This is a genomic window from Alcaligenes sp. CHO6, from assembly GCF_037120595.1.
Classification (GTDB): Bacteria; Pseudomonadota; Gammaproteobacteria; order Burkholderiales; family Burkholderiaceae_B; genus Alcaligenes; species Alcaligenes ammonioxydans.
Genome location: NZ_JBANCI010000002.1, coordinates 86,521 through 113,510 on the forward strand (window position 1 = coordinate 86,521; position 26,990 = coordinate 113,510).

General features: G+C 57.4%; 19 protein-coding genes. 4 read left to right on the plus strand and 15 right to left on the minus strand.

Annotated features, from left to right (window positions below; translation table 11 throughout):
- Positions 1–78: 78 nt before the first annotated feature.
- Both pgeF and V6936_RS08420 read right to left on the minus strand, forming a co-directional pair.
- A complete protein-coding gene (gene pgeF, locus V6936_RS08415) occupies positions 79–846 on the minus strand; it encodes a peptidoglycan editing factor PgeF (protein WP_059318786.1) in 768 nt (255 codons plus the stop codon).
- Complete coding sequence (locus V6936_RS08420; RefSeq protein WP_059318785.1) at positions 828–1,793, minus strand: RluA family pseudouridine synthase; 966 nt, start codon at positions 1,791–1,793, stop codon at positions 828–830. Before V6936_RS08420 ends, pgeF begins: the two co-directional genes overlap by 19 nt.
- 59 nt (positions 1,794–1,852) lie before the next feature.
- Here V6936_RS08420 and V6936_RS08425 point away from each other — a divergent pair, with 59 nt between their 5' ends.
- Positions 1,853–2,686 (plus strand): outer membrane protein assembly factor BamD, encoded by an 834-nt coding sequence (locus tag V6936_RS08425; protein WP_080584985.1) that lies wholly within the window; start codon positions 1,853–1,855, stop codon positions 2,684–2,686.
- Between the two features lie 271 nt (positions 2,687–2,957).
- On the opposite strand, the gene V6936_RS08430 is transcribed toward V6936_RS08425, so the two are convergent.
- The 8 genes from V6936_RS08430 to V6936_RS08465 all read right to left on the minus strand — a co-directional run bounded on the left by V6936_RS08430 (position 2,958) and on the right by V6936_RS08465 (position 12,450).
- Positions 2,958–3,638 (minus strand): TetR/AcrR family transcriptional regulator, encoded by a 681-nt coding sequence (locus V6936_RS08430; protein ID WP_003802488.1) that lies wholly within the window; start codon positions 3,636–3,638, stop codon positions 2,958–2,960.
- A 51-nt stretch (positions 3,639–3,689) separates the two neighbouring features.
- Positions 3,690–4,985 (minus strand): TRAP transporter large permease, encoded by a 1,296-nt coding sequence (locus V6936_RS08435; RefSeq protein WP_003802490.1) that lies wholly within the window; start codon positions 4,983–4,985, stop codon positions 3,690–3,692.
- Positions 4,986–4,987: 2 nt separating this feature from the next.
- Positions 4,988–5,494, minus strand: coding sequence for a TRAP transporter small permease (locus tag V6936_RS08440; protein WP_003802492.1), 507 nt, complete (start codon positions 5,492–5,494; stop codon positions 4,988–4,990).
- Positions 5,495–5,514: 20 nt separating this feature from the next.
- A complete protein-coding gene (gene dctP / locus V6936_RS08445) occupies positions 5,515–6,507 on the minus strand; it encodes a TRAP transporter substrate-binding protein DctP (RefSeq protein WP_059318784.1) in 993 nt (330 codons plus the stop codon).
- Positions 6,508–6,555: 48 nt separating this feature from the next.
- On the minus strand, positions 6,556–7,881 hold the full coding sequence (locus tag V6936_RS08450) for an NAD(P)/FAD-dependent oxidoreductase (protein ID WP_059318783.1): 1,326 nt from the start codon (positions 7,879–7,881) through the stop codon (positions 6,556–6,558).
- Positions 7,878–8,243, minus strand: coding sequence for an ethanolamine utilization protein EutQ (locus tag V6936_RS08455; RefSeq protein WP_230406269.1), 366 nt, complete (start codon positions 8,241–8,243; stop codon positions 7,878–7,880). Before V6936_RS08455 ends, V6936_RS08450 begins: the two co-directional genes overlap by 4 nt.
- Positions 8,244–8,506: 263 nt before the next feature.
- On the minus strand, positions 8,507–9,988 hold the full coding sequence (locus V6936_RS08460) for a SulP family inorganic anion transporter (RefSeq protein ID WP_059318782.1): 1,482 nt from the start codon (positions 9,986–9,988) through the stop codon (positions 8,507–8,509).
- 407 nt (positions 9,989–10,395) lie between these two features.
- The gene (locus V6936_RS08465; RefSeq protein WP_003802502.1) at positions 10,396–12,450 is read right to left on the minus strand and encodes an ATP-dependent DNA helicase; all 2,055 of its coding nucleotides are present in this window, start codon (positions 12,448–12,450) and stop codon (positions 10,396–10,398) included.
- Positions 12,451–12,610: 160 nt separating this feature from the next.
- Between V6936_RS08465 and V6936_RS08470 the strand changes: the two genes are divergently transcribed.
- Positions 12,611–14,959, plus strand: coding sequence for a Tex family protein (locus V6936_RS08470; protein WP_003802503.1), 2,349 nt, complete (start codon positions 12,611–12,613; stop codon positions 14,957–14,959).
- Between the two features lie 3 nt (positions 14,960–14,962).
- A complete protein-coding gene (locus tag V6936_RS08475; protein WP_131071398.1) occupies positions 14,963–15,475 on the plus strand; it encodes a hypothetical protein in 513 nt (170 codons plus the stop codon).
- Between the two features lie 246 nt (positions 15,476–15,721).
- Here the strand turns inward: V6936_RS08475 and V6936_RS08480 are convergent, their stop codons facing one another.
- From V6936_RS08480 to V6936_RS08500, 5 genes are all read right to left on the minus strand, one after another.
- On the minus strand, positions 15,722–17,044 hold the full coding sequence (locus V6936_RS08480) for a tryptophan--tRNA ligase (RefSeq protein WP_003802508.1): 1,323 nt from the start codon (positions 17,042–17,044) through the stop codon (positions 15,722–15,724).
- Positions 17,045–17,118: 74 nt separating this feature from the next.
- Positions 17,119–18,210: a cell division protein ZapE gene (gene zapE / locus V6936_RS08485; RefSeq protein WP_003802510.1), complete on the minus strand. Its 1,092-nt coding sequence runs from the start codon at positions 18,208–18,210 to the stop codon at positions 17,119–17,121.
- 217 nt (positions 18,211–18,427) lie between these two features.
- Positions 18,428–19,855, minus strand: coding sequence for a dihydrolipoyl dehydrogenase (gene lpdA / locus V6936_RS08490; protein WP_336579724.1), 1,428 nt, complete (start codon positions 19,853–19,855; stop codon positions 18,428–18,430).
- 162 nt (positions 19,856–20,017) lie between these two features.
- Positions 20,018–21,232 carry a 2-oxoglutarate dehydrogenase complex dihydrolipoyllysine-residue succinyltransferase gene (odhB, locus tag V6936_RS08495; RefSeq protein ID WP_003802515.1) on the minus strand — a complete coding sequence of 405 codons (1,215 nt, stop codon included), beginning with the start codon at positions 21,230–21,232 and terminating at the stop codon, positions 20,018–20,020.
- 34 nt (positions 21,233–21,266) lie between these two features.
- Entirely contained in the window at positions 21,267–24,134 is a 2,868-nt protein-coding gene (locus V6936_RS08500; RefSeq protein ID WP_003802517.1) for a 2-oxoglutarate dehydrogenase E1 component, read from the minus strand.
- Positions 24,135–24,654: 520 nt separating this feature from the next.
- Here V6936_RS08500 and V6936_RS08505 point away from each other — a divergent pair.
- Positions 24,655–26,949, plus strand: coding sequence for an NADP-dependent malic enzyme (locus V6936_RS08505; protein WP_003802519.1), 2,295 nt, complete (start codon positions 24,655–24,657; stop codon positions 26,947–26,949).
- The last annotated feature ends 41 nt before the right edge of the window (positions 26,950–26,990 follow it).

The window sequence follows — 26,990 nt, forward strand, 5'->3', positions numbered from 1 at the left end:
TGGGGTAATTAATTAGGCTGACACACCATCAACTGAAACCAAAGCCTGCTTTTCATAGTGCGTAGGAACAAAAAACGGCTAGCGATGGGCCAGACGCGCAATGGTGACTTGTCGGCCCGTTTGCGGCGAACGGCGATAGGAGTAAAACCGCGCATCATCCTCGAACGTGCACAAGCCACTTAGATGCACCTTCATGGCGCCCGGACTCAATTGTTCCAAGCGATGGCGCGCAATGGCGGGCAAATCTGCCTGCCATTTGCCGGGATGCTTTCCCGCATTAAAAAAAGTAGCCAATTCAGGTTCCGCCCGGACATAGGCATCAAACACCTCCTGCCCCACCTCAAAGTGCTTCTGGCTGATGGCCGGCCCAATCCAGGCCTGCCAGGAACCCGCTTGCGGGCAGCGCCTTACCATCGCCTGCCAGGTTCGCTCCAGCACCCCGGCCTGCAAGCCACGCCAACCGGCATGAGCAACCCCCACGACCCGGGCTTGCTCGTCCCAGATCACGACGGGCAGGCAGTCGGCCGTCAAGATAGCCAGCGTGCGGTCGCTACGGGTAGTGACGGCGGCGTCAAACTGCCGAGGCTCGGCGGGTAAAAGATCCTGATCGGCATCCAGCACATCCGTGCCATGAACTTGCGCCAGCCAGATCGGCTCTACGCCCAAAAAGTCCACCATACGCTGACGATTGGCCTGCACCCGCTGCGGATCATCACCCGTATTCAGCCCCAGGTTCAGGCTTTCCCGCTCGCCCTGGCTGACACCACCGGCACGAGTCGTACAGAAATAAAGCAGTCCCGCTTGTTCGGGGCCGCCAACCGTAGGAATCAGCTGTGCGTGTGCCATTCAATCGTCTCTGCAACAGATTGATAATCAGCCGGTGGCTCGGCCGAAAAGCGACGACGCTCGCCGGTATCGGGGTCCTCAAACTCCAGCACATGAGCGTGCAACATTTGACGCTGCGCGCCCGCCACGGCCCGACCGCCATAAAGCGTATCGGCCAGCAAGGGGTGCTTGATCGAACTCAGGTGGACCCGGATCTGATGGGTACGCCCTGTCTCCAAGCGACACGCCACCTCGGTCACCGCCTCGTCACCGGCATAGCCCTGACGCAGCATCTGATAATGCGTTACTGCCGGCTTGGGAGCGACAGAGGGCCCGATACTCATGCGTACGGGAACGCGCAAGTCACGCCCGATGGGCTCCTCGACCGAACCTTGACCCGGCAATACGCCATGAACCAGGGCCAGATACTGGCGTCCCATGCTACGCTCTTGCAATTGTCGGACAAAGTGGGTTTGAGCAACTTCCGTGCGAGCGACAACCAGCAAGCCGGACGTATCTTTGTCCAGCCGGTGTACGACACCGGCACGGGGCACCTGACGCAAAGCGGGAAAGCGAAACAGCAGACCATTGAGCAAGGTGCCGCGCCAGTTACCCGCGCCCGGGTGCGTGACCAGACCTACCGGCTTGTTAACCACCAGCCAGGAATCGCTTTGAGCCACAATTTCAAAGTCCACGTCATCGGGCTCGAACGCCATGTCTTCGGGTGCCTGTTGCTCCCAGACCTGAACGATGTCACCGGGATAAACCGTATGCTTGACCTTGACCACCTGGCCGTTGACAAGCACATGCCCGCTCTCGACCCAGGACTGCAGACGGCTGCGCGAATGCTGCGGCAGCAAACGCGCTAAAGTCTTGTCCAGACGATCGGGAGACGCGGAGATGGGAAGGATAAAACGCAGTGCGTCGGAAGAAACAACACTATCTTTTTCAGTATCTGTGTCAGGCATGGCGACAAATCATATAATTGAGCAGCAATGCTAACACCAAGGACGCTTTTGTGACTCGCATGAACCTGAACTTGCCACGTATTCGTGGTACCAAGCTGGCCCACGTAGCCGCATTAATGCTGGCTGCCACATTGCTTGCTGGCTGCGGCACTACCAAAAAAGAAGTTGACCCTACCTCGGGCTGGACCGCCGAGCGCTTGTATAAAGACGCCCGTGAAGAGATGGCGGCCGGCAACTGGAAAGACGCGCGTACCCGCCTGGAAGCCGTCGAGTCCCGCTATCCCTTTGGCACCTATGCACAGCAATCGCTGATCGACCAAGCCTACATCAACTGGAAGGACGACGAGCCTGCCAAGGCCCTGGCGGCAATTGACCGCTTTCAGAAGCAATACCCCAGCCACCCTGGCACCGATTACATGTTGTACCTGAAAGGGCTGATTTCTTTTACGCCTCCCAGTGCGGCCCTGTCCAATATCACCCAGCAGGACCCCAGCGAGCGTGACCCCAAAGGTCTGCGTGAGTCCTACGAAGCCTTTAACGATCTGCTGCAACGCTACCCTAACAGCCGTTACGCGCCCGATGCAGCCAAGCGGCTGACCTGGCTGGTCAGCACCATCGCACAGAACGAAGTACACGTGGCTGAGTACTACTACAAGCGTGGGGCGTACGTGGCGGCCGTAAACCGTGCGCAGACCGTCATTACCGACTTCAAAGGCGTGCCCATTGCTGAACGTGCGCTGTACTTGATGTACCTGTCCTACGACAAGTTGGGTCAGACCGAACTGCGCGACACCACCAAGCGGGTGATGGACGAAAACTTCCCTGACTCGAAGTACTTCAAGGAAGGGCTGGATTCCAAGGTGAATTACTGGAACCCGATCAACTGGTTCTAAGCCTTGAAGCAAAGCAGCGCACAATACGCGCTACCTTTGTGAGGCGACAATAAAACGTCTCGCAGAACGCAACCCAAAAAAGGGCCAAATCCCATCCAGGATTCGGCCCTTTTAGTTTTTTTCTACCTTCAAACTGATGTTCCCTGCCAGCTTGTGTTGTCCTAATCATCCGAGCAAGGACTATCAATAAGACTATCCATCAGATAGCTCCGTGCCCTGGCGGCCATCCGAGTCCGCCCATCCCCCCACTGGCTCCAGAGCATCCTAAGTATCACCGCTCTTTCCTGGCATTGTCCTTTTGCACGCTATACATGCGCTCGGCAAAAGCCTCGGCCTTGGCCGGGTCTAAGGCTTGGCCTCCGAGGATTTTCATGGTGTCGTTCAAATACACCATCCGGTCCTCCAGATCCTCCTGCAGACCAATCAGGTAATAGCCTATCTGGCAAAAATACGTGGTCCGGGCTCGGGTCTGGGCTTCGATCTCTTCCACACCCATGCGCTGGAAGAAATTGGCCAAGGCGTTCATGCAGGCCTTGTCCGCCCGCGCGACGGCTTGCCGCACCCGCTCGGAGCGCCTTGCCCAATCCCGCATGGCCATATCCAGACCCGGCTCAAAACGGGACACGTCCAGCCAGGTGGAGAACAGGGACAACATGCCATCTTGCAAATTGTCCACGTTCTCCAGCGCCAGCATGGTGGAACGCATGTTCTTTTGCTCCCAAAAACCAACCAGCCCGTCCAGCAGGTCGTCCCTGTCCTTGAAATGCCAGTAAAAACTGCCTCGCGTGACGGCCATAAGCTGCGCCAGCCGGGTGATACGCACGGCCTCCACCCCTTCCTGCATGAACAGGCGGATAGCGGCTTCCAGCCAGTCCGCCCGTGTCAGATGCACGTTGGGCTCGGTCAGGGCCCCGGCCTGGGCCACCCGTTCAATCAGTTCCTTATCACTCATATCGCCTGCTTGTAGAGTCGCTTTAGTCGCCAAAGTATACCGGCGCTCCTCTTATAACAGACCCAGCATTCGTGGAAACGCCAAGGAAACAGCGGGCACGAAGGTAGTGATCAATTGAACCGGAATGGCGACGAATACGATCATGGCGATGGCCGGGCCAAAAGAGCGATGGACTGTCACCTTACTGATGCGACAGGACATGTACAGCACCGGCGCCATGGGCGGGCTGTTGGAACCCACAATCACAGCACACGCCACGATGGCGGCAAACTGAATCGGATTGACGTCCGCCACGCCTACCAAAGGCAGAAGCAAGGGAGCGACGACAACGGTCAGCGACACGTCGTCGATAATCATCCCCACCAGAATCAAAAACACATTGACCATCAACAAAATGCCGATGGGACTATCGACCAGTCCTGTCACAAAAGTAGTCAGGTCCTGTGGCACGCCCTGCGCCACCAGGATACGACCGATCAGGAAAGAGAACAGCAAGATCAGAATAACTGTGCCAGTGGTCTCGGCCGTGCGTACAAAGCTGTCGCATAACTTGCGCAAAGTCAGCTCACGATACACAAAGCAGCCAATCCCAATCACGAGCACAACCGCCACCGCCGCTGCCTCGGTTGGCGTGAATACGCCCCCGTAAATCCCCCCCAGAATCAGCACGGGGATGCATAAGGCGGGAATCGCCAAAAGCAGGCTTCCCAATGCAGAACGACGGCCTGTATCGGAGGCTGGTGGCGTGGGCTGCTCTTTGAACCAACGTCCTGCGACCACGTAATTAAACAGGATCAAACCCACCATCAGGAGCAGCCCGGGACCAATTGTTGCCGCAAAACAGGCCACCACGGACTGCTGGGTGACAACCGCAAACAAGATCATGGTGATCGATGGTGGGATCAGAATCCCCAGCAAAGAAGAAATTCCCAGCAAGGCCGCTGAATAGGGGCGCGGATAACCACGCTGCTCCATGGGGTCGACCAGAATCGTTCCGATCGAGGCAACCGCTGCAGAAGCCGTACCCGAAATGGCTCCGAACACCCCGGAAGCCAGGACCATGCTGGCCCCCATCCCCCCGCGGCGGTTCTTGACCAGCATTTCGGCAAAGCCAACCAGCCGGTGGGCGATCCCGCCGGCCTGCATCAAATACCCCGCCATGATAAATAAAGGCAAAGCCAGAAGAACCAAGGAGTTCAAAGAGCGAAAACCCTGCAGCATCAACGTATTCAGATTGACGTCATACACCCAGGTCAGCAGCAAAAGCGTACCGGCAAAAGACCAGGCCACCGGCACTCCCACGCCCAGCAGGAACAAAAGCAGGAGAACAGAAAAACCAGCATGCATGATTAATATTCTCCCCGTTGCAAGGCCATCCAGGACTCATAGACATCACGCAAGCCATAGGCCAGACTGCCGAGGGCATTGAGACCGATAGCTGACTGAGGAACCCAGACAGGGATAGACAGCTCGGCCATCGTGGTGGAAAAACGCGATCCCCACATGAACATGCGCAAGGTCCAATAGGCAAAGGCCACCACAATTAGCAGCACCAGCACTGCCACACAGAATCGGTGAATCGCTCGCGCACGCGGCGTTTTCAAACGATGGGACAGGTAATCCACCACCAGATGCTGACGGGACTGGCTGGCGATCAGCGCCCCTGTCATGTACAGCCAAATCGCCGCCACCATCACAATGGTATGGACACCGGTTGCTGGCCAGTGGAGGTAATAACGCGCAGCCACCACGTAGGCCAAACCTGCTGCCACTACAATGCTGGACACAATGGCCAGCCATTGAAGGGCGATCAGGGCCGGGCCTTGCTTGATCGGAAGGTCCTCACTCACAGTCATACTCCCTTGTACGCCGCTGCTTACTTCAGCGCCGAGGCATTTTTCTCGATATGCGCCATGATGCTATCGCCTACCTGTGACTTCATGGACGGCCAGACCTGCGCGCGGACATGCTCTCCCAGCGCGGCCAGTTGATCCTTGTCGAGTTCGATATAGTGTTTGCCCAAGGCTTTCCATTTCTCGACCACTGCCGCGTCGGTCTCTTGAGCCTTGGCGAACTGATCCTTCATGATGGCGATGGCCGAAGCCTGAACGACTTGCTGCTGCTCGGGCTTCAAGGCCTCCCAGGCCTGCAGGTTCATGGACAGCACACCGGTAATAAACTGCTGCTTGCTGCGCACGTAGTAATCCAGCGTGTCCCGGAAGTACTCGTAGTCGTAATAAATGACGTTGGCTGCATCGCCATCGACCACGCCGGTCTGAATCGAGGTAAACACTTCACCCCAATCAATGGCGGCCGTCTGGTAACCCATGGCCTGCACGGACTGCTGCATCAGGGCGATAGGAGGCACGCGCACCTTGATATTTTTGGCGTCCTGCACGGTCAGCGCATGTTTGCCTTTGGTGGCCACTCCATTGAACCCTTCAGGCCAGGCGCCAAAAAACTTCAAGCCATTTTCCTTATACACACCATCCAGGGTTTGATTCAGCCAGCCACCCGGTTGATAAGCGGCCAGCGCCTCCTCCCAGGTGGTGAACATATAGGGCGTATAGATCACCGCGATGCGCTTGTCGTAGGAGGTCATGGGCCAGTTCAGCATCAACTGCACGTCACCAGCCACATGCTGGTCGAACACCTCCTCCTGACCACCCAACTGGTTTTGATAAAACACGCGCGGCGACAAAGCGCCTTGCGTGCCTTCTTTAATCAGAGCCGCCCATTTCTCGATGGCATCACCACTGGGTGAACCTTGCGCGCCCGAGTCCGTCGCAATGCGCATGGTTTGCGCAGACGCGGTGGCCGCGCTCAGGCTGAACATCACAGTCAGCAAAGTCTTGCTCAACAGCTTCATAACTCCTCCTGGGTATCTCTTTTAAATTTGTTGTTCACACTTTGAGTATCAGGCTTCCGCCCGGTTTCGCCACAGCTCCCAGCCCAAACGGGCCCGGACGCCGATATCCAGAAACGGGCGTGGCGGCAAGGCATCGGGTTGCCCCAAAGCCTGCATATCGGCAATCAAGGGATTGTCCAGACCGCAAGCCAGATCCGCGACCAACATGCCCGAGATCGTGCCCTTGGTCAGCCCCACCCCGTTCTGACACACTGCGGAATACACATGCGGGGCCACCTGACCAAAGCCGGGCGAGCCGTTACGGGACAGACAGATGAAGCCCGTCCAGGTGTGCTCCATTTCCACGTTCTTCAGATTCGGGAAACGCTCGTCAAACAGGGTTTTGTGCTCAATGCGCACGCGGCGACGGCTCTCGTCATCGCTACGCAAACTGGGAGCGTATGTCATGTGCTGACGAATCAGAATGCGCTGGTCATTGGTGCGACGCATGGTAATGCCCACAAAGGCGTTGGCGGGCGTCAAACCCCAGCTGGGCAAACCACCCAGTTCGCGCTGTTCGCTTTCCGTCAGGCAACGGGTCAAGCTGGCATGAGCCGCCATCGGCATCAGCTTGCCGCTATAAAAACCGAACTGCTCCGCAAAGACGTTCACGGCCAGAATCATCTTGCCTGCACGAACCTTGCCACCGGGTGTTTCCAGCGTGACGCCATCGCCTTGCTGCAAGGACAGCACAGGTGTTTTCTCGTAGACGGTGACGTTGGGAGGCATATTGTCGGCCAGACCACGCGACAGGCCGGCTGGGTTCAACAACACGGTGCCGGGGGTATAAATCCCTGTGCGGAAATGCTTGAATCCCAGCTTGTCGTGCAGCGCCTTGCCGTCCAGCCACTCATGCGGTTCCTTCAAGGACTCCAGCACTTGCAGCGTAGGCTTCAAGGTTGTGCGTACGCCTTCCTCGGAAACCGCGGCGTGGAACTTCCCGATGGGACTCCAGTCGCACTCGATGCCGTAACGCTCGACCTGGGTTTTCAAGTAAGCAATCGCGGTACGCGCCAGGCGTACATGCGAGCGGGCGGCATCCAGCTCGCCCATGGAACTGCCGACGTTATGAGGGCTATCAATTGCAAAGCCGGAGTTTCGACCTTGCGCGCCCTCGCCCACCTGATCCGCTTCCAGCACAACGATGCGATCGCCGGGGCGATTCTCTGCCAGGCGACGGGCTGCGGCCAAGCCGGCCAGGCCACCACCGACGACCACCCAGTCAGCGTGCACGTCGTTAGCCAAGGCGGGCTTGGGTGTGCGGGGAGCCAGCAAGCGACTCCAGCCATTGGTCTTGTCGTTCTCGGGCAGACACGTAATGTTCTGGATGCTCATGTCGCCGCCCGTGCGCTGGCCCAGTTGCTGGGGTGCAGACAGTAATGAATCAGCGCGGAGTCTGCTTCATAGATCAAGGGGGTGCCAGCAGGCAGCCAGATGCAATCGCGCGGCCCCGCCTCCAGAATGCCCTCAGGGGTGTGAATGCGCATGCTGCCCTCAATCACCGTCACGACCTCGTCATACAGCACGGTCCATTCAATACGGGCCTGATTCAAACGTGCATACCCCGCCCCCAGAGGCGTACCGTCATCCTCGCCCACAATCTCCGCCAACTGCGCCATCTCTGGCTTTTCCTGTCGAGGCTGAAAGACCAAATCGTCAAAACGCATTACTCGCGGCAACGCTTTTTCTCTTGTCATGCGGATCACCAAACACAAGTGGTTTTAGAACATACATAGTTGTATGTTGAAATGGTAATGAGTCAGATTTGGTGAGTCAATGACATGGAGTATGGGGATTACCCTGCGATCAGTTACGTTTTTTGTTTAAACCTGAATGATTATTTTCAGTAGATGAAGCGCCGTAAAAGACTGAAAGCCGGGGCCTAACTACTTTCAATCAGGAGCAACAATGGCCAATCCATAAAACTTAAAGCCGGAGCATCCAGCTCCGGCCGTTTCAATTAATGAACGCTTACGGAATCCATATCCTTATTTCTGGGATAACTGGCAAATTGCGCCACCATCGCCGTGCTGCTGGCATCCAAACCGTGCACCTCGACATAGGCTCCACCACGGCGCAGTTTCAGCACAACCCGATCCAGCGCTGCGACCGAGCTTAAGTCCCAGAATCGTGTCTGGCTTACATCGATGCAAATGCGCGCCACTTTCTCTTGGTAGTCGAACTTCTCAACAAAGCTCTCTGCAGAAGCAAAAAACACCTGCCCAAACACGACATACGTACGGGTCTGGGCATCCTGGCTAAGGCTGGAGCTAACTTGCAAAACACGGCGAACTTTATGTGCAAAGAACACGCCAGAAAACAAAACGCCTGTCAGTACTCCCTTGGCCAAATCATGCGTGGCCACCGTTACCACCACCGTGGCCAACATGACGACACTGGATGTTTTGGGGTGAACCACCAGATCCTTGATCGAGCGCCAATTAAAGGTGCTGATAGAAACCATCACCATCACAGCGACCAGGGCCGCCATAGGTATCTGCTTCACCCACTCCCCCAGGAACACAACCAGTATCAAGAGCACCACACCCGCCGTTAAGGTGGACAGGCGACCGCGGCCACCGGATTTCACGTTGATCACTGACTGACCAATCATGGCGCAACCAGCCATGCCTCCCACAAAACCCGTAGCGATATTGGCAATACCTTGACCGACACACTCTCTATCCTTGTTACTCGTGGTGTCGGTCATATCGTCCACAATGGTGGCCGTCATCAATGATTCGAGCAGGCCCACGACACATAGGGTGGCAGAATAAGGAAAGACAATTTGCACGGTCTCCCACGTCCAGGGAACCTGTGGGATCAAAAAACTGGGCAAACTGTCCGGCAAGGCTCCCATATCGCCGACGGTACGGATATCCAGTTCCAAAACCATGTACACAATACTTAGAACAACAATGGCCACCAAGGGCGAAGGCACCGCCTTGGTGAAATAAGGCAATCCATAAATGATAAGCAGACCTGCCGCAGTCATCGCATAAACGGGCCAGGCGACATTGCTTAACTCTGGCAATTGGGCCATAAAAATCAAGATAGCCAACGCGTTGACGAAGCCCGTGATAACCGACCGAGAGACAAACTGCATAAGCTGGCCGAGGCGTAAAAACCCAGCCAACATTTGCAGTACTCCTGCCAGAATGGTTGCAGCCAACAGATAGTCGAGCCCGTGCTCTTTCACCAAGGTCACCATCACTAAGGCCATCGCCCCGGTCGCTGCCGAAATCATCCCGGGTCGCCCGCCAACAAAAGCAATAAGCGTCGCGATAGAGAAAGAGGCATACAGACCGACTTTAGGATCGACTCCGGCAATAATGGAAAATGCGATCGCTTCAGGAATAAGGGCCAAGGCCACCACCAGGCCAGCCAGCAAATCACCCCGAACGTTGGAGAACCACTCTGTTCTCATTTTTTCAATAAACATGAACACTGCCCTTAGCAAACAAGGGATAGACGCGCTCACAACGCCCTACTCCACAAACAAGGGCAGAACGTGCAAGGCAAACAAGAGCAAGCCCGTAGCGATGGATAGCTACAGACCAGTCAAACAGGTAGGGGGCAAGAAGAGAGCGCTCTTGCAGCGCTAGTGCCACTTAGGGCGGTGTAACGGAGTGGAAGTGTCCGCGAGGCATGGCTGCGCCCCGGTAATCCAGCGGTTCCAATGTGAAGTAAGCAAGGGCAGCCATAGCCGTCATTGTACTCAGAAAACAAAAGCGTTTCTTGCCTCTGGAAACAAGCACCCGACTAAACTGGAAATCGGCCAAACAACCGACCTCCAGCATTATCTTGATCTATGAACGGGTGTACGGAAGCAGCTCCTTAATGGCGCCGTCAGCGCTGCGCCGGGCCATCTTGCATCGAGACATCCGTCACTTCCTCGCTTTGCCGCCGGGCTTTCTGCTCCCGCAGAAACGCCAGAGCACGGGCAGGATCACGAGTACGGGCAAAGGGTGGCAAACCCCGCCACAGCAATTTGCCGTAGGGTTTCTCGACAATACGGGTGTCACCCACCATCAACACGCCCCAGTCGCGCTCGGTACGGATCAGGCGCCCTGCTCCTTGTTTCAAGGCAATCGCGGCTTCTGGCAGTTGGTATTCCATAAAGGGATTACCACCTCGATCCTTGCACTCCTTGATACGCGCTTCCAGCACGGGATCATCAGGTGGCGCAAAGGGCAGTTTGTCGATTGCCACCAGAGTCAGTGCATCACCGGGCAGGTCAATCCCTTCCCAGAAACTGGCGCTGCCCACCAGCACCGCATTGCCACGCGCCCGGAACTCATCCAGCAGCACTTGCCGCGATCGCTCTCCCTGGCGCAGCACGTTACGCTCAATGTCTTCCCGATCGAATCGATCCCGCAACATCTCAGCGATTCGCTCCACCGAACGCAAGGTGGTGCACAGCACCAGCACCCCGCCCTGCCCGGCCTTGATCAGGGGGATGAGCGCATCCACGAAAGCCTGATTGAAATTCGGATGACTGGGAAGCGGCAAGGTGCTGGGCACATAAAACAGTGCCTGATTCGGATAGTCGAACGGTGAAGCCCAGGCTTCGGTGCGAGCATCAAACAAACCGAGCTGTCGCTTGAAGTGGTTGAAATCGCCATGCACCGACAAGGTGGCCGAGGTCAGCACCCAGGACTGCTCCTTGCCTCTGTAGCGCGAAAAAATCTTGGCCACCGATAAAGGAGCACTGTGCAAACGCAAATAGTGCTGGCCACTTTCGACCCAACGGACAAACTCATCGGGCTGGTCCTGCTCTTTTTCACTTTCAGGCAGGTAGGCATGGCGCCCCTGACGATCCGGCTGGCTCCACTGGAACAAACGCGCCCGCAAGTCCAAGGCGCTTTTATGAGCCGCGGCCAGATCAGGATGCCGCTCCGCCACCATGGCCAGCATCTTGATGACCTTGTCGAAGGTTTCCAGCAAATGCTCCAGCGCTTCATCAAACAGCTCCGGCTCGGGCAAGGCCTGGAACGTGGCACGGCCACCTTGAGCCGCCAGCGACGCGGTTCGCAAATGCAAATCCCGAGCGGCTTGCTCCAACTTGCGGGCGACCTGACTCCAGTCCACGGTCTCGCGCGCCTGGGCCAGACCTGCCGCTTCAATCTGCCGACACAAATCGGTCAATTGGTACAAGGACACGCTACTACCCAGAAAACGGGTGGCCACGTCGGGCAATTGGTGGGCTTCGTCAAACACCACCAGATCCACGCTGGGCAGCAAATCCGTCACACCCTCTTCGCGCAGGGCCAAGTCGGCCATGAACAAGGCATGATTCACCACCACCACATCGGCATCCTGAGCATGGCGGCGCGCTTTCATCACGAAACAGTCACGTACAAAGGGGCAATCCTGCCCCAGGCAATTATCTCGTGTGGACGTGACCCGATGCCAGATGTCCGCATCCTCAGGGACTTCGGCCAGTTCGCCTTTGTCGCCACTGCGACTGCGCTCGGTAAAAAGCTGGATGGCTCGCAGATACGCGATCTCCGCACGGGACTTCAGGGCTCGGTCGTCCTGCCCCAGGCGCTCCAGATGGTAATGGCAAACATAGTTGCTGCGCCCCTTGAGCAAGGCCACATCCACCGGCAGGGCCAGCGCCTTGCGCAAGTGGGGAATGTCGCGCCGGAACAATTGATCCTGCAAGGTGCGCGTGCCGGTCGAGACCAGCGCTTTGCCCCCTTGCATGAACACAGGCACCAGATAGGCCCAGGTCTTGCCCGTTCCTGTACCGGCCTCGGCGATCAGCACGCCGGAGTCGGCGACCGTTTCGCTGATGGCTTGGGCCAGCTCCAGCTGAGCCTGCCGCGGACGATAGTGCGAGACAGACCCTGCCAGGGGGCCCTGAGGGGAAAATATATCGGAATAATCCTGCAACAACATGGGGCAAAACCGCTAAGGGTGAGGTGATGAAAGACAGAACTGTCTACAATCACAGTGGAATACATACAAGATGATACCTGCCAATTCTGGGTCGCTGCCGGTCTTTATGGCAAAATGCGGCGCTTGCAGACCCTTTTACAACGATGGACCCATAACTGAAATGACTGTGGAAACCCTCGCCCAGCAACAGGATCACCAACAGATTCTGGCGCTACTGGCCTCTGAACTGAACATCCGCATCCAACAAGCCGCCGCCACGGTCGAGCTCTTGGACAACGGGGCCACGGTCCCTTTTATTGCCCGTTACCGCAAGGAAGCCACCGGTGGCCTGGACGATAATGTCCTGCGCGATCTGGAAGTGCGCCTGATCTATTTGCGCGATATGCAATCGCGTCGTCATGCCATTCTGGAATCGATCCGCCAGCAAGAAAAACTGACGCCCGAGCTGGAACAGGCCATTTTGGCAGCGGACACTAAGCAGCGTCTGGAAGACTTGTACGCCCCTTACAAGCCCAAGCGTCGCACCCGTGCCCAAATTGCCCGCGAAGCGGGTCTGGAGCCGCTGGCAGACGCCATTCTGGCCCAAAAAGAGGCCGATCCACTGGCCCTGGCCGAAGGCTACCTGAATGCCGAGGCCAAAATCGACACAGCCAAGGCCGCTTTGGACGGCGCCCGCGACATTTTGGCCGAGCGCTTTGCTGAACAGGCCGATTTGCTGGAAGCCATGCGCGACTATCTGTGGAAGTCCGCCCACCTGTACTCCAAGGTTGCCGAAGGCAAGGAACAGGAAGGTGACAAATTCCGCGACTGGTTCGACTTTAACGAAGCGCTGCGCCAACTACCTTCTCACCGCGTACTGGCTTTGTTGCGCGGTCGTCAGCAAGGTGCGCTGGACCTGCGCCTGGGCCTGAACCCCGAACAGGATCAGCTTTTGCCGCACCCTTGTGTGCTGAAAGTGGCGGAACTGACCGATATTGGCGCTGACTTTTCCGCCGACGCCAGCCCACGGGATCACTGGTTGGCCGAGGTCTGCCGCTGGACCTGGCGCGTCAAGTTGCTGACGGCGTTTGAATCCGAGCTGATTGGTCGTCTGCGCGAACAAGCCGAGCAGGAATCCACCCGCGTGTTTGCCGCCAACCTGCGCGATTTACTCTTGGCCGCCCCCGCGGGCAATAAAGCCGTTCTGGGCCTGGACCCTGGCATTCGTACCGGCGTCAAAGCCGCTGTGATCGATGCCACCGGCAAGGTACTGGATACCGCCACCGTCTACCCCTTTGAGCCTCGTCGCGACCGCGAAGGGGCAATTCGCACCCTGGCCGGTCTGGCTACCCGTCACCAGGTTGAACTGGTAGCCATTGGCAACGGCACAGCGTCGCGTGAAACAGAAAAACTGGTGGCCGACCTTCAGTCGGCCTTCCCGCAACTGCCACTGACCCGCGTGGTCGTGTCCGAGGCAGGGGCATCGGTGTACTCTGCTTCGGAAATGGCTGCCCAGGAATTTCCTGATATGGACGTCAGCCTGCGTGGTGCCGTCTCCATCGCCCGCCGCCTGCAAGACCCCCTGGCCGAGCTGGTCAAGATCGACCCCAAATCCATTGGTGTCGGGCAGTACCAGCACGATGTCAACCAACGCGAGCTGGCCCGCAGTCTGGATGCGGTAGTCGAGGATTGTGTGAACGCAGTCGGGGTGGACGTGAACACTGCTTCTGCTCCCCTGCTCGCCCGGGTTTCGGGGCTGAACAACACTCTGGCCAAAAACATCGTGACCTGGCGTGACGAGAACGGGGCTTTCCAGAGCCGCAAACAATTGCGCGAAGTACCCCGATTCGGCGAGAAAGCGTTTGAGCAGGCAGCGGGCTTCTTGCGTATTCCCGGCGCAGCCAACCCCCTGGACGCGTCTGCCGTTCACCCCGAAGCCTACCCGGTTGCCGCTCGTATTCTGGAGCGCTTACAGGCCCAGGCCAGCGATGTCATGGGTAAATCAGGCGCCCTCAAAGGCCTGTCTCCCTCGGACTTTACGGATGAGCGCTTTGGTTTACCCACCGTGCGTGATATTTTTAACGAAATTGAAAAGCCCGGTCGTGACCCACGCCCTGAATTTACAACCGCCAAATTCCAGGAAGGCATCAACTCCCTGAATGACCTGACGCCCGGTCTGATTCTGGAAGGCGTGGTCACCAATGTGGCCAACTTTGGTGCCTTTGTGGATGTGGGTGTCCATCAGGATGGCCTGGTGCATATCTCCGCCCTGTCGGACACCTTTGTGAAAGATCCACGTGATGTGGTTCGCGTAGGTCAGACGGTTAAGGTTAAAGTCCAGGAAGTGGATGTAGCCCGCAAGCGTATTGGTTTGACCATGCGCCTGAACGACGACAGCGCCCCGGTGCGTGGTTCCAGCAGCACAAGCAACGCTCCCCAGCGCCGTTCCGGAAACAATCGCCCCAACCGGCAAGCTGAACCGGCACCAACAGGTGCCATGGCAGCGGCCTTTAGCAAACTTCGGAGATAAGCCATGACTGAGACCGAGCGCCTTTCCCAACTGACGCGTCTGCTCAATCTGCTGACCGGATTTGATCAGGAGGAGCAGGAGATTGCAGCCATCAGCCAGACCATTCTGGCTGCCAGCGCCAGTACAGCGGCGATGGGTGAGGCCTATGGCAAGCATGCCCAGAACCTGATGGAACATGATCCGGATGGCGCTCTGGTCCTGGCCATCAGCTACGAGCTGGATGACTATCTGGCACTAGCCGATACCGTCGATGAGCTGTGGGAAGAGATTCTGGCCGCTTTTGAAAGCCGGGACCTGCCCGCTTTTCCTTACGACGACATGCCTTTCCAGGATGTGGACGGCTTTTTTCAGTGGGCGAATGAACAGTTGCAGGAGTTTCACCCCTCCTACTGTCTGCTGGAGTTTGCCCAGAGCTATGACGAGGAGTTCCAGCTGATCGTCGTCAAACGTGAGCACCTGGACGAAATTCTGACGCTCTGCGAGCAGCTGGACATACCAGCCCAGGCGGCAGAATAAAGACTAGCTGCACAATCTGAACAAAAGTAGCGAGCCCTGCGTGAGCATTCATGCAGGGCTCGATGTTTTGCGCCAGGCGCACATCACTCCCAGCCCTGGCTGAACCTCACCCTCGTCAAGCGCTTTTATGCGCATGCACCAGTAGCTTGAGGCGTTGGCTCGTCAGGACGGGACATAAAACCCGACATCAGGGCAGCTGCAGACTCCATCCCAAGGAGGGATCAACCCTGCAGCGCATCATCCCTGCTAGTCCCGCATCGAGTCCAAAGCGGCGTGGACGGCGTCACGCTGATCGACCGATACCCGCGCGACTTCTTCCCCTGCGCAATGAATCTGCAGTTCCGAGCCCTCTTGCCTGACCACCTCATCAAATGCCGCCGTCTGCAAGGCCTTGATCGCTACACCGGCCTGCTTGGGGTCCGCATAGGAGCGGGACAGAAACAAGGCTTGACCCGCAGCGTCTTGCAGGCGGAAACGGAAAGTACCATCCTCATCGCGGAAGTTCACGAAGCGAGCTTTGCGAGCCTTGGATTCCGTTTTGACGGCCGTCACGCTCAATGGGTCACGCAAGCCAACCGCGGCTTTCAACTCATGGATAAAAGGCGTTGCATAGGCACGGGCCTTACGGGCGCCAACTTGCAACAGGTCTTCAATGTCTTGAGGACGAGCCATCAGGGCTTCGTAACGATCCCTCATGGGAGCAATCATGGCTTCCAGCAACTGGTGCAAGGCATCCTTGGCCTCGCCCCAGGCCATGCCCTCGATCAACTGCTGCCGGAAGGCTTGAGTCTGCTCGGGTGTCGCAAATGCCTTGTACAAGGCTGTCAGGTGCGAATCATCCGGATCTTTAGGCTCGCCCGGGCCTTTGGAGTCCGTCACAATGCGGGCAATGGCTGCCTTCAATGCCTTGGCGCCACCTTCGAACAACGGGATCGTGTTGTCGTAGCTCTTGGACATCTTGCGCCCGTCCAGACCGGGCAAGAGTGCCACGTCTTCTTCGACCTGCACTTCGGGCAACACAAACAGCTCTTGGCCACGACCATACAGATGGTTGAAGCTCTTAGCGATATCACGGGCCATTTCCAAATGCTGGACCTGATCGCGGCCCACTGGCACTTTGTGTGCATTGAACATCAAAATATCGGCCGCCATCAGCACGGGGTAGCTGAACAACCCCATGGTCACGCCATCATCAGGCTCGGCCCCCGCCAGCTCATTCTTGTCCACGGCGGCTTTATAGGCATGGGCACGGTTCATCAGGCCTTTGCCGGTCACACACCCCAGCATCCAGGCCAGCTCTGGAATCTCCGGAATATCAGATTGACGGTAGAACGTTACTTTTTCCACATCCAGGCCGCAGGCCAGCCACGTCGCGGCAATCGCACGGCGCGAGATGGCCACGCGCTCTGGATCGTCGCATTTGATCAGGGCATGGTAATCGGCCATGAAGAAAAAGGCGTCGACATCGGCTTGTTGGCTAGCACGGATGGCGGGACGAATCGCGCCAGCATAATTACCCAGATGTGGAATACCGGTTGTGGTAACACCGGTCAGTACTCGTGTCGTCATGATAAAAAATACGCTTATAAAACTACGTGTCAGGGTCAGGAATCAGGTGCCCGGGCCAGGGCCGCACCCCATTCCTACAAAATAACTGCCTGGCGCCGTTCTGACTCCAGGTACTCGCGCGATTGCATTTCCATCAACCGCGAGACAGTACGGTGAAATTCATTAGCCATGGGGCCATCCACATACAACTGTTCCTCGGGCACCGCCGCGGACATAATAAACTTGACCTTGTGGTCGTAAAAAACATCGACCAGCCAGGTGAAACGCCGTGCGGCAGAAGCATCACGGGCCGTCATACGGGGAACATCGGACAGGATCACAGTCTGGAAACGATTGGCCAGTTCCAGATAGTCGTTCTGTGAGCGTGGGCTCACGCACAGGGTTTCGAAATCGAACCACACGGCCGAGCCGGACAAGGCCACCGCTTTCACATCCCGATTTTCGATACTGAGCACAGGCTCTTGAGGAGCCGTGTCAGACAGGGCGGTGAACATGGATTGCAGCTCTGCGGTGGTCTCCGGCCCCAAGGGCGTCAGATAGGTTTTCACCTGTTCCAGCGCACGACGACGGTAATCCACGCCGGTATCCACGTTCATGATATCCATGTTCTTCTGGATCAGCGCAATGGCGGGCAGAATGCGGTCGCGGTGCAGACCTTCCGGATACAGCGTGGAGGGCTCGTAGTTGGACGTCATCACAAAGGATGTGCCGCGCTCGAACAAGCCCAGCAGCAGCTTGTACAGAATCATGGCGTCAGCCACGTCCGAAACATGGAACTCGTCAAAACAGATCAGGCGATAACGCTTGGCGATACGTTTGGCGACCTCGTCCAGCGGGTCGCTCATGCCCTTGACCTGATTGAGCTCTTTGTGCACGCCGCGCATGAATTCATGAAAGTGAATCCGGGTTTTACGCTTGAGCGGCACTGTCAGGTAGAAAGCGTCCATCAGGAAGCTCTTGCCACGTCCTACGCCTCCCCATAAGTACACCCCACGCGGCACCTCCGGGCGGGAGAACATACGGCGCAAGGCGCTGGATCGCATCTTGCGATAGGCCACCCACTCGTCGTAATAGCGTTGCAGCCGCTCAATAGCCTGCTCTTGCGCCTGGTCGGCACGGTAGCCTTTTTCTGCTAGGGCCTGATGGTAATACTCGCGAACATTCATAGCACTGAAAATAAAAGAACCTGTCCAGGACAGGTAGTGATCTGCCAGCCTGCGCTGCGGCCCGCCGCAGCACGGCTATTAAGGCAGGCCCTGAGCCTTGCAGCGCGGTCACTATCACACACATGCCAGCCCTGCCAGACTGACGTGAACAGCCTTTGGTGGCGAAAAAAAGGGCGAGACTGTGCCCGCCCTTTTCCCACAACACCCTGAAAGTCTATCAGAAGTTCAGAGCGCGCTTATCCACTGCGAGAGCCGCTTCTTTCAGAGCTTCGGACAGGGTTGGGTGTGCATGGCAAATACGGGCGATATCTTCGGATGCGCCACGGAATTCCATGATGGCAACCGCTTCAGCCACCAGTTCGGAAGCCACAGGACCCACAAAGTGGACACCCAAGACCTCATCGGTCTTGGCATCCGCCAGAACCTTCACAAAGCCGGTTGTATCACCCAGTGCGCGGGCACGGCCGTTAGCCAGGAAGGGGAAGCTGCCAGCGCGGTAAGCACGGCCGTCCGTCTTCAGTTGCTGTTCGGTCTTGCCAACCCAGGCGATCTCGGGCGAGGTGTAGATAACCCAAGGCACGGTGTCGAAGTTGACATGCGGCTGCTGACCAGCCAGACGCTCGGCCACGGCCACCCCTTCTTCTTCCGCCTTGTGCGCCAGCATAGGACCACGAACCACGTCACCCACTGCCCAGATACCGGGCAGGCTGGTCGCGCAATCCTCGTCCACAATCACAAAGCCACGCTCGTCCAGCTTCAGACCGATGGTTTCCGCGCCCAGGCCGGCGGTGTTAGGAACACGGCCAATGGAGACGATCAGCTTGTCGGCTTCCAGTTTTTGCTCGGCGCCAGCTGCATCCACGTAGTTGATGGTGACCTGTTTGGCGGACTTTTTGATTTCGCCCACTTTCACGCCCACGTTGATCTTCAGACCTTGTTTGGTGAAAGCCTTCAATGCTTCCTTGGCAACGTCGCGATCCACAGCGGACAAGAACTCGGGAGCCCCTTCCAGAATGGTCACTTCAGCACCCAGGCGACGCCACACGCTGCCCAGCTCCAGACCAATCACGCCGGCGCCAATCACGGCCAGCTTCTTGGGTACCTTGGCCAGACGCAATGCGCCATCGTTGGACAGAATTTGTTCTTCGTCGAACTCGGCACCGGGCAAGGCACGGGCCGAGCTACCGGTCGCAATGATGACGTTTTTGGCAACCAGCTCTTCAGCATTGGCACCGGCTACGTTCACGGACCAGCCGCCATCCACTTTGGCGCCAAAGGAGGCGGTGCCGTGAAAAAAAGTCACCTTGTTCTTTTTGAACAGGTACAAAATGCCATCGTTGTTTTGCTTGACGACCACATCTTTGCGACCGATCAGCTTGTCCAGGTTCAGCGATACGCCCTTGACGTCCACACCGTGCTCGGCCAGGTGCAGATTGGCGTGCTCGAAATGCTCAGACGATTGCAGCAAGGCCTTGGAAGGAATGCAACCCACGTTCGTGCAGGTGCCGCCAGGAGCGGGCTTGCCTTCAGCGGTCGACCAGGCGTCCACACAAGCAACGCTCATACCCAGTTGAGCCGCACGGATGGCGGCGATGTAGCCACCAGGGCCCGCACCAATCACGACAACATCAAATTGCTTAGCCATAAAAAAATCCCATAAATGTGAAAAGGCACACTGGACCGTCTGCGAGTCAGACGGGAAGCAGTCAGGCCGGAAAAACCAGCCCCCAGGGCCTTAAACAAAGCCGGCCAAGGCTTAGAAGCAAGCACTTGGCCGTAAACATACTAGACCGGAACGACCACGTGCTTAGACGTTCAACAGCAAACGCTGTGGATCTTCCAGGGCTTCCTTCATGGCCACCAGACCCAGAACGGCTTCGCGGCCGTCGATGATGCGGTGGTCGTAGGACATGGCCAGGTAGTTCATGGGGCGAACCACGATCTGACCATTTTCCACAACGGCGCGATCCTTGGTGGCGTGAATGCCCAGAATGGCGGACTGTGGTGGGTTGATGATGGGAGTGGACAGCATGGAGCCGAACACGCCACCGTTGGAGATCGAGAAAGTGCCGCCTGTCATCTCTTCCAGAGTCAGCTTGCCGTCACGAGCACGGGCGCCGAAATCAGCAATCTGCTGTTCGATTTCAGCAATGCTCAACTGGTCGGCGTTGCGCAGGATAGGCACCACCAGACCGCGTGGGCTACCAACCGCTACACCAATGTCAAAGTAGCCGTGATAGATGATGTCTTTGCCATCTACCGAGGCGTTCAACACGGGGTACTTCTTCAAAGCAGCCACTGCGGCTTTCACGAAGAAGGACATGAAACCCAGCTTGACGCCGTGCTCTTTCTCGAACTGGTCTTTGTACTTTTTACGCAGATCCATCACCGCCTGCATGTTGACTTCGTTAAACGTAGTCAACATGGCGTTTTCGGACTGCGACTGCAACAGACGCTCGGCGATACGGGCACGCAGGCGGCTCATCGGTACGCGCTGTTCTGGACGACCATCCAGGGACAGGGTAGGAGGAGCCACGGGAGCGGCGGCAGGCTTGCTGGCGGACGCGGTGTTGGCTTGCAGTGCGTCACCCTTGGTGATGCGACCGCCACGGCCGGAGCCTTCCACGGAGCTGGCTTCCACGCCTTTTTCAGCCAGGATCTTGGCGGCCGCAGGCGATGCTACGGACGATACCGATGCAGCAGGAGCGGCGGGAGCGGCTGCAGGTGCAGCCGCAGGAGCGGCTTCAGCGGCAGCGGCTGGAGCGGCAGCGCTGGCCTTGCCTTCGGTGTCGATACGAGCCAATACATCACCGGAGGTCACGGTGCTGCCATTGGCTTTGACGATCTCGCTCAGCACGCCCGAGGCAGGGGCGGGAACTTCCAGCACGACTTTGTCGGTTTCGACTTCGATCAGGATTTCGTCAGCCTGGACCATTTCACCAGGTTGTTTTTTCCACTCCAGCAAAGTGGCTTCGGAGATGGATTCAGAGAGTTGGGGAACCAGAACGTCGGTAAGTGCCATGATTATATTTTCCGTATTTAAAATTTTGGGTGCGTTATTTGGTCAGCATGAAGCCTTTGCGAGCGCCGAAAGCCTGCTCCAGCAGCGCCTTGTGCTGTTCCTGGTGCTTGGCCAGGTAGCCTACGGCGGGCGAAGCGGACGCGGCGCGGCCGGCGTAACCCAATTTCTGACCTTCGCTCATGTTCTCGTAGATGTGATGCTGAACGTAGAACCAGGCACCCTGGTTTTGAGGCTCGTCCTGAACCCAGATCACTTCCTTGGCGTTGCTGTACTTGGACAGCTCTGCCTGGAAGGCCTTGTGAGCAAAGGGGTACAACTGCTCCACACGGATAATGGCAATGTCGCTGCGCTCTTGTTCCTTACGGGTGTTGACCAGGTCATAGTAGATCTTGCCCGAACACACCAGAACGCGCTTGACAGCGGCTGCATCAATGGCCTGATCCGTTTCACCGATCACAGGCATGAAGTGGCCTTCAGCCAGATCGCTCAGTGGCGACGTGGCGTCTTTGTTACGCAGCAAGGACTTGGGCGTCATGATGACCAAGGGCTTGCGGAAAGGACGAATCATCTGACGACGCAGAACGTGGAAGATCTGGGCGCCATTGGTAGGCTGGACAACCTGAATATTGTTGTCTGCACACAGTTGCAGGAAGCGCTCGATACGAGCCGAAGAGTGCTCCGGACCCTGACCTTCATAACCGTGTGGCAACATCAAGGTCAGACCGCAATGACGGCCCCACTTGGCTTCACCCGAGGTAATGAACTGGTCGATCACTACCTGAGCGCCGTTGGCGAAGTCACCGAACTGGGCTTCCCAGATGGTCAGGATATTGGGTTCTGCCGAAGCATAGCCATACTCAAACGCCAACACGGCTTCTTCGGACAGAACCGAGTCGATCACCGTAAAGGACGCCTGGCCCTCGGAGACATTCTGCAAAGGAATATAGGTGCCGTCGTTCCAGCGCTCACGTTTTTGATCGTGCAGCACGGCGTGACGGTGCGTGAACGTGCCACGACCCGAGTCCTGACCGGTGATACGGATGGCATAGCCATTGTTGACCAGGGTGGCAAAGGCCAAGTGTTCGCCCATGCCCCAGTCAACCTGTGCCTCGCCCCGTGCCATGGCACGACGGTCGTTCAGCATGCGGTTGACCAGCGGGTGAACGGTAAAGCCCTCGGGCACGGTGGTCAGTTTTTCGCCGATGCGGGTCAGCTCGGACATGGGCAGTGCGGTATCCGCATGGTCTGTCCATTTTGCGCCCAAGAATGCAGACCAGTCCGTAGCGTACTTGTTCTTGTAATCGGTCAGAACCGGTTCCACCGTCCGTTTGCCGTCTTCCATCAATTGACGGTAGGCTTTAACCAGATCTTCGGGCTCGTTCTCGGACAACACACCCTGCGCAACCAGCTTGTCAGCGTACAGCTTGCGCGTGCCATTGTGCTGACCAATTTTCTTGTACATCAGCGGCTGGGTCATCGAGGGCGTATCTTGCTCGTTGTGACCCAGTTTGCGGAAGCAAACGATGTCAATCACCACGTCGTGCTTGAACTCGCGACGGAAATCCAGTGCCAGCTGAGTGACGAACACCACGGCTTCGGGGTCATCACCGTTAACGTGGAAAACAGGGGCCTCAATCATCTTGACCACGTCGGTGCAATACAGTGTGGAGCGTGTATCGCGTGGGTCAGACGTCGTGAAACCAATCTGGTTGTTAATAACGATGTGCAGGGTGCCACCGGTACCGTAACCACGGGTCTGGGCCAGGTTCAGTGTTTCCATGACAACGCCCTGACCGGCAAACGCCGCATCACCGTGAACCAGTACGGGCAGAACCTGACTGCCGTCCTCGTCGCTGCGACGATCCTGACGTGCGCGCACCGAGCCCTCGACCACGGGATTAACAATTTCCAGGTGAGAGGGGTTAAAAGCCAGAGACAGGTGTACTGGACCGCCGCGGGTGGACAGGTCGCTGGAGAAACCGTTGTGGTATTTCACGTCGCCGTCGGTCAGACCTTCAGCGTGACGACCTTCAAATTCGGCAAACAGGTCGCCGGGCATCTTGCCCATGATGTTGACCAGCATGTTCAGACGACCACGGTGGGCCATGCCCACGATGATTTCCTGAACGCCGTTCTCGCCTGCGTGATTGATGACTTCATCCATACATGCGATGAAGCTCTCGCCACCTTCCAGGGAGAAGCGTTTCTGGCCGACGTATTTGGTGTGCAGGAAGCGCTCCAGGCCTTCGGCTTCGGTCAACTGCTGCAAGATGTTGCGTTTTTGCTCAACGCTGAAAGAACCTGTGCCGTGCACCGACTCCAGACGCTGCTGAATCCAGCGCTTGACGACCGGGTCGGAGATATACATGAATTCTGCGCCCACCGAACGGGAATACGTATCACGCAAGGCCTTGAGCATGTCGCGCAGCGTCATGGTGTCGGCTTTGGTGAAGTAGGTGTTGGTGGCGGAGTAGACCTGATCCAGATCCGCTTCGGTCAAGCCGTAAAAAGCGGGGTCCAGCTCGGGAATGTTGGGACGTTCCGAACGCTTCAGGGGGTCCAGATCAGCAATGCGTGCGCCCAGGGAGCGATAAGCCGCAATCATGGACTGGATGGACACTTGCTTCATGGCAACGGTCAGATCCGGTGCCTGCGCGCTGGTCAAGAAGGCATTGGCTTTGGCACGTTGCGCGAAGGACTCGACGATAGGCGCGTGCGCTTGATCGCGGGTGCTGTCGCGGCCGTCAGTAGCTGGCTGATGCTGCAGTTGATCGAAGTACTCGCGCCATTGGTCGGCGACGGAGCCCGGATTGTCGAGGTAGGACTCGTAGAGTTCTTCGACGTAAGGAGCATTGCTCCCGAACAGATAAGAGTTACTGAGCAGTTCTTTTTGCGATGACATTATTACGCTTCACCTATCCGAGTGTTTCACTCGTGTTGAGATGCAGGAAAACCTTCCGCGACACGGACCTCGCCGGTTAGCGGATAGCAGGAGCAGAAGGCAACGTGGGACGCCTTATACAAGCCGTATTGATCTAGTATAACGCCGCACACAAAAGGCGCAATTAATGACATCTAAAATGCTTGGGGACTGCACCAGACCGTTGGCATTAACAAACACATCGATCTATCACGCGGACGGATTCTTACAAAAGAAGCGCGCCAAATCATGATTGACGCCCCTTGCCTGCCCCACATGATGGAAAAATTCCGATATGCTAAACGGGTGCAGCAAGTACGCGCGTCGCCGGCCTCTTTTCCACCAAACCGAGCCCAGCCTGCCCTTGGTCACCTTGAGGCAGGCAACAAGCGTTGCCATGACATATGCTGCCTATAACAAATCAGCACCTACCTGGTGTCTGTATTTCTTATAAATTAGATTCACTTTTACACTAGAAAATCCTATCAGGAGCTTTACCAAAATGGATGCCAACGCCGATCTGGCCAAACTTGCGCTGGACTATCACGCGTATCCCACTCCCGGGAAAATCTCGGTGGTCCCTACCAAGACCCTAGCCAATCAAGATGACCTCTCGCTAGCCTACTCCCCCGGCGTCGCATCTGCTTGCATGGCCATCCACGCCGAAGGCGAAGAAGCCGCCGCCAAGTACACCTCGCGCGCCAACCTGGTCGCCGTGGTCACCAACGGGACGGCGGTACTGGGCCTGGGCAATATCGGCCCTCTGGCCGCCAAGCCCGTCATGGAAGGCAAAGGCTGCCTGTTCAAGAAATTCGCTGGCATCGATGTATTCGATATCGAATTGAACGAAACTGATCCCGACAAGCTGGTCGACATCATTGCTGCGCTGGAACCCACTTTGGGTGGGGTGAACCTGGAAGACATCAAGGCCCCCGAGTGCTTCTATATTGAAAAGAAGCTGCGCGAGCGCATGAGCATCCCCGTGTTCCATGATGACCAGCACGGCACTGCCATCATTTCGTCCTCCGCTGTTCTGAACGGCCTGAAAGTCGTCAACAAGAACATCGCCGACATCAAGCTGGTTTGTTCGGGCGCGGGCGCTGCCGCCATTGCCTGCCTGGACTTGCTGGTTGCCCTGGGCGTGAAGCTGAGCAACATCTTCGTAGCTGACTCGCGCGGCATCATCTGGAAAGGTCGTGACGAGAACATGGAGCCCAACAAGGCTCGCTACGCTCAGGAAACCGACGCCCGCACACTGGCTGACGCCATGGTGGGCGCTGACGTGTTCCTGGGTTGCTCGGCCCCTGGCGTACTGTCTGCCGACATGGTCAAGACCATGGCCGACAAGCCCCTGATTCTGGCGCTGGCCAACCCCGAGCCCGAGATCCGCCCTGAAGTGGCCAAGGCTGCCCGCCCTGACTGCATCATCGCCACCGGCCGCTCGGACTACCCGAACCAGGTCAACAACGTATTGTGCTTCCCCTTCATCTTCCGTGGCGCCCTGGACGTTGGTGCCAGCGTGATCAACGAAGAGATGAAGCTGGCTTGCGTGAAAGCCATTGCCGAACTGGCCCAGGTCGAGCAAAGCGACGACATGGCCACCGCGTATGGCGGCGAAGATCTGCGCTTCGGGCCTGAGTACATCATTCCCAAGCCGTTTGATTCCCGTCTGATTGTTCAGATCGCTCCGGCCGTGGCCCAGGCTGCGATGGATTCTGGCGTTGCCGCCCGCCCCATCGAAGACATGGACGCCTACCGTCAGAAGCTGATCGCCATGACCTACCACACCGGCCCGCTGATGCGTCCGTTGTACATGCAGGCCAAGGCTGCGCCCAAGCGCATCATTTACGCTGACGGTGAAGACGAGCGCGTCCTGCGTGCTGTCCAAACCGTGGTGGACGAAAAGCTGGCTCAGCCTATTCTGGTTGGCCGCCCCAGCGTCATCGACATGCGCGTCAAGAAAGCGGGTCTGCGTCTGGAAGCCGGCAAGAACGTGCAAATCGTTGATCCTGAAGACGACGATCGCTTCACCGAAACCTGGACCGCCTACTACAAGCTCAAGGCACGTGAAGGCGTCACGCCGGACATCGCCAAAGCCATGATCCGCAAGCACAACTCGCTGATCGGCGTGATGCTGCTGCAACGGGGCGACGCGGACGGCATGATCTGCGGTGTGGCCAGCAACTACGACAGCCAGCTCAATTATGTCGAGCAAGTCATTGGCCTGAAGAAAGAAGCCCAGACTTTTGCCGCCATGAATGTGCTGATGCTGCCGACACAGACTCTGTTTGTGTGCGACACCCACGTCAACGAGAACCCCACCGCCGAACAGGTCGCCGACATGACGATCCAGGCCGCCGAGGAAGTTCGTCGTTTTGGCGTAGTGCCTCGCGTTGCCCTCTTGTCGCACTCGAACTTTGGCAGCCGCCAGACCGAGTCCTCGCGCAAGATGGCCAAGGCTCGTCAGATCCTGGCTGAACGCGCTCCTGACCTGGAAGTGGACGGCGAAATGCACGCTGACTCCGCCCTGTCCGAGAAGATCCGCCTGAAAGCCTTCCCCGACAGCACGCTGCGCGGTTCGGCCAACTTGCTGATCACTCCTAACCTGGACGCCGGCAACATCACGTACAACATGCTGAAGATGACAGGCAGCAACGGTGTGGCCATGGGCCCCATCCTGCTGGGTGCGGCTCGCCCCATCCACATCCTGACCACCAGCGCCACGGTGCGTCGCATCATCAACATGACCGCCCTGGCTGTTGTAGATGCTCAGCAAGAAGCTCAGCAAAACAGCTAAACCTGTTTAGCTAACTGAAAACCGGATGCCGCTTTAAGCCG

Bases quoted from the DNA above. Each gene is read 5' to 3' on its own strand.
- pgeF (WP_059318786.1), bottom strand. From the start codon at position 846: ATGGCACACGCACAGCTGATTCCTACGGTTGGCGGCCCCGAACAAGCG.
- V6936_RS08420 (WP_059318785.1), bottom strand. From the start codon at position 1,793: ATGCCTGACACAGATACTGAAAAAGATAGTGTTGTTTCTTCCGACGCA.
- V6936_RS08425 (WP_080584985.1), top strand. From the start codon at position 1,853: ATGAACCTGAACTTGCCACGTATTCGTGGTACCAAGCTGGCCCACGTA.
- V6936_RS08430 (WP_003802488.1), bottom strand. From the start codon at position 3,638: ATGAGTGATAAGGAACTGATTGAACGGGTGGCCCAGGCCGGGGCCCTG.
- V6936_RS08435 (WP_003802490.1), bottom strand. From the start codon at position 4,985: ATGCATGCTGGTTTTTCTGTTCTCCTGCTTTTGTTCCTGCTGGGCGTG.
- V6936_RS08440 (WP_003802492.1), bottom strand. From the start codon at position 5,494: ATGACTGTGAGTGAGGACCTTCCGATCAAGCAAGGCCCGGCCCTGATC.
- dctP (WP_059318784.1), bottom strand. From the start codon at position 6,507: ATGAAGCTGTTGAGCAAGACTTTGCTGACTGTGATGTTCAGCCTGAGC.
- V6936_RS08450 (WP_059318783.1), bottom strand. From the start codon at position 7,881: ATGAGCATCCAGAACATTACGTGTCTGCCCGAGAACGACAAGACCAAT.
- V6936_RS08455 (WP_230406269.1), bottom strand. From the start codon at position 8,243: ATGACAAGAGAAAAAGCGTTGCCGCGAGTAATGCGTTTTGACGATTTG.
- V6936_RS08460 (WP_059318782.1), bottom strand. From the start codon at position 9,988: ATGTTTATTGAAAAAATGAGAACAGAGTGGTTCTCCAACGTTCGGGGT.
- V6936_RS08465 (WP_003802502.1), bottom strand. From the start codon at position 12,450: ATGTTGTTGCAGGATTATTCCGATATATTTTCCCCTCAGGGCCCCCTG.
- V6936_RS08470 (WP_003802503.1), top strand. From the start codon at position 12,611: ATGACTGTGGAAACCCTCGCCCAGCAACAGGATCACCAACAGATTCTG.
- V6936_RS08475 (WP_131071398.1), top strand. From the start codon at position 14,963: ATGACTGAGACCGAGCGCCTTTCCCAACTGACGCGTCTGCTCAATCTG.
- V6936_RS08480 (WP_003802508.1), bottom strand. From the start codon at position 17,044: ATGACGACACGAGTACTGACCGGTGTTACCACAACCGGTATTCCACAT.
- zapE (WP_003802510.1), bottom strand. From the start codon at position 18,210: ATGAATGTTCGCGAGTATTACCATCAGGCCCTAGCAGAAAAAGGCTAC.
- lpdA (WP_336579724.1), bottom strand. From the start codon at position 19,855: ATGGCTAAGCAATTTGATGTTGTCGTGATTGGTGCGGGCCCTGGTGGC.
- odhB (WP_003802515.1), bottom strand. From the start codon at position 21,232: ATGGCACTTACCGACGTTCTGGTTCCCCAACTCTCTGAATCCATCTCC.
- V6936_RS08500 (WP_003802517.1), bottom strand. From the start codon at position 24,134: ATGTCATCGCAAAAAGAACTGCTCAGTAACTCTTATCTGTTCGGGAGC.
- V6936_RS08505 (WP_003802519.1), top strand. From the start codon at position 24,655: ATGGATGCCAACGCCGATCTGGCCAAACTTGCGCTGGACTATCACGCG.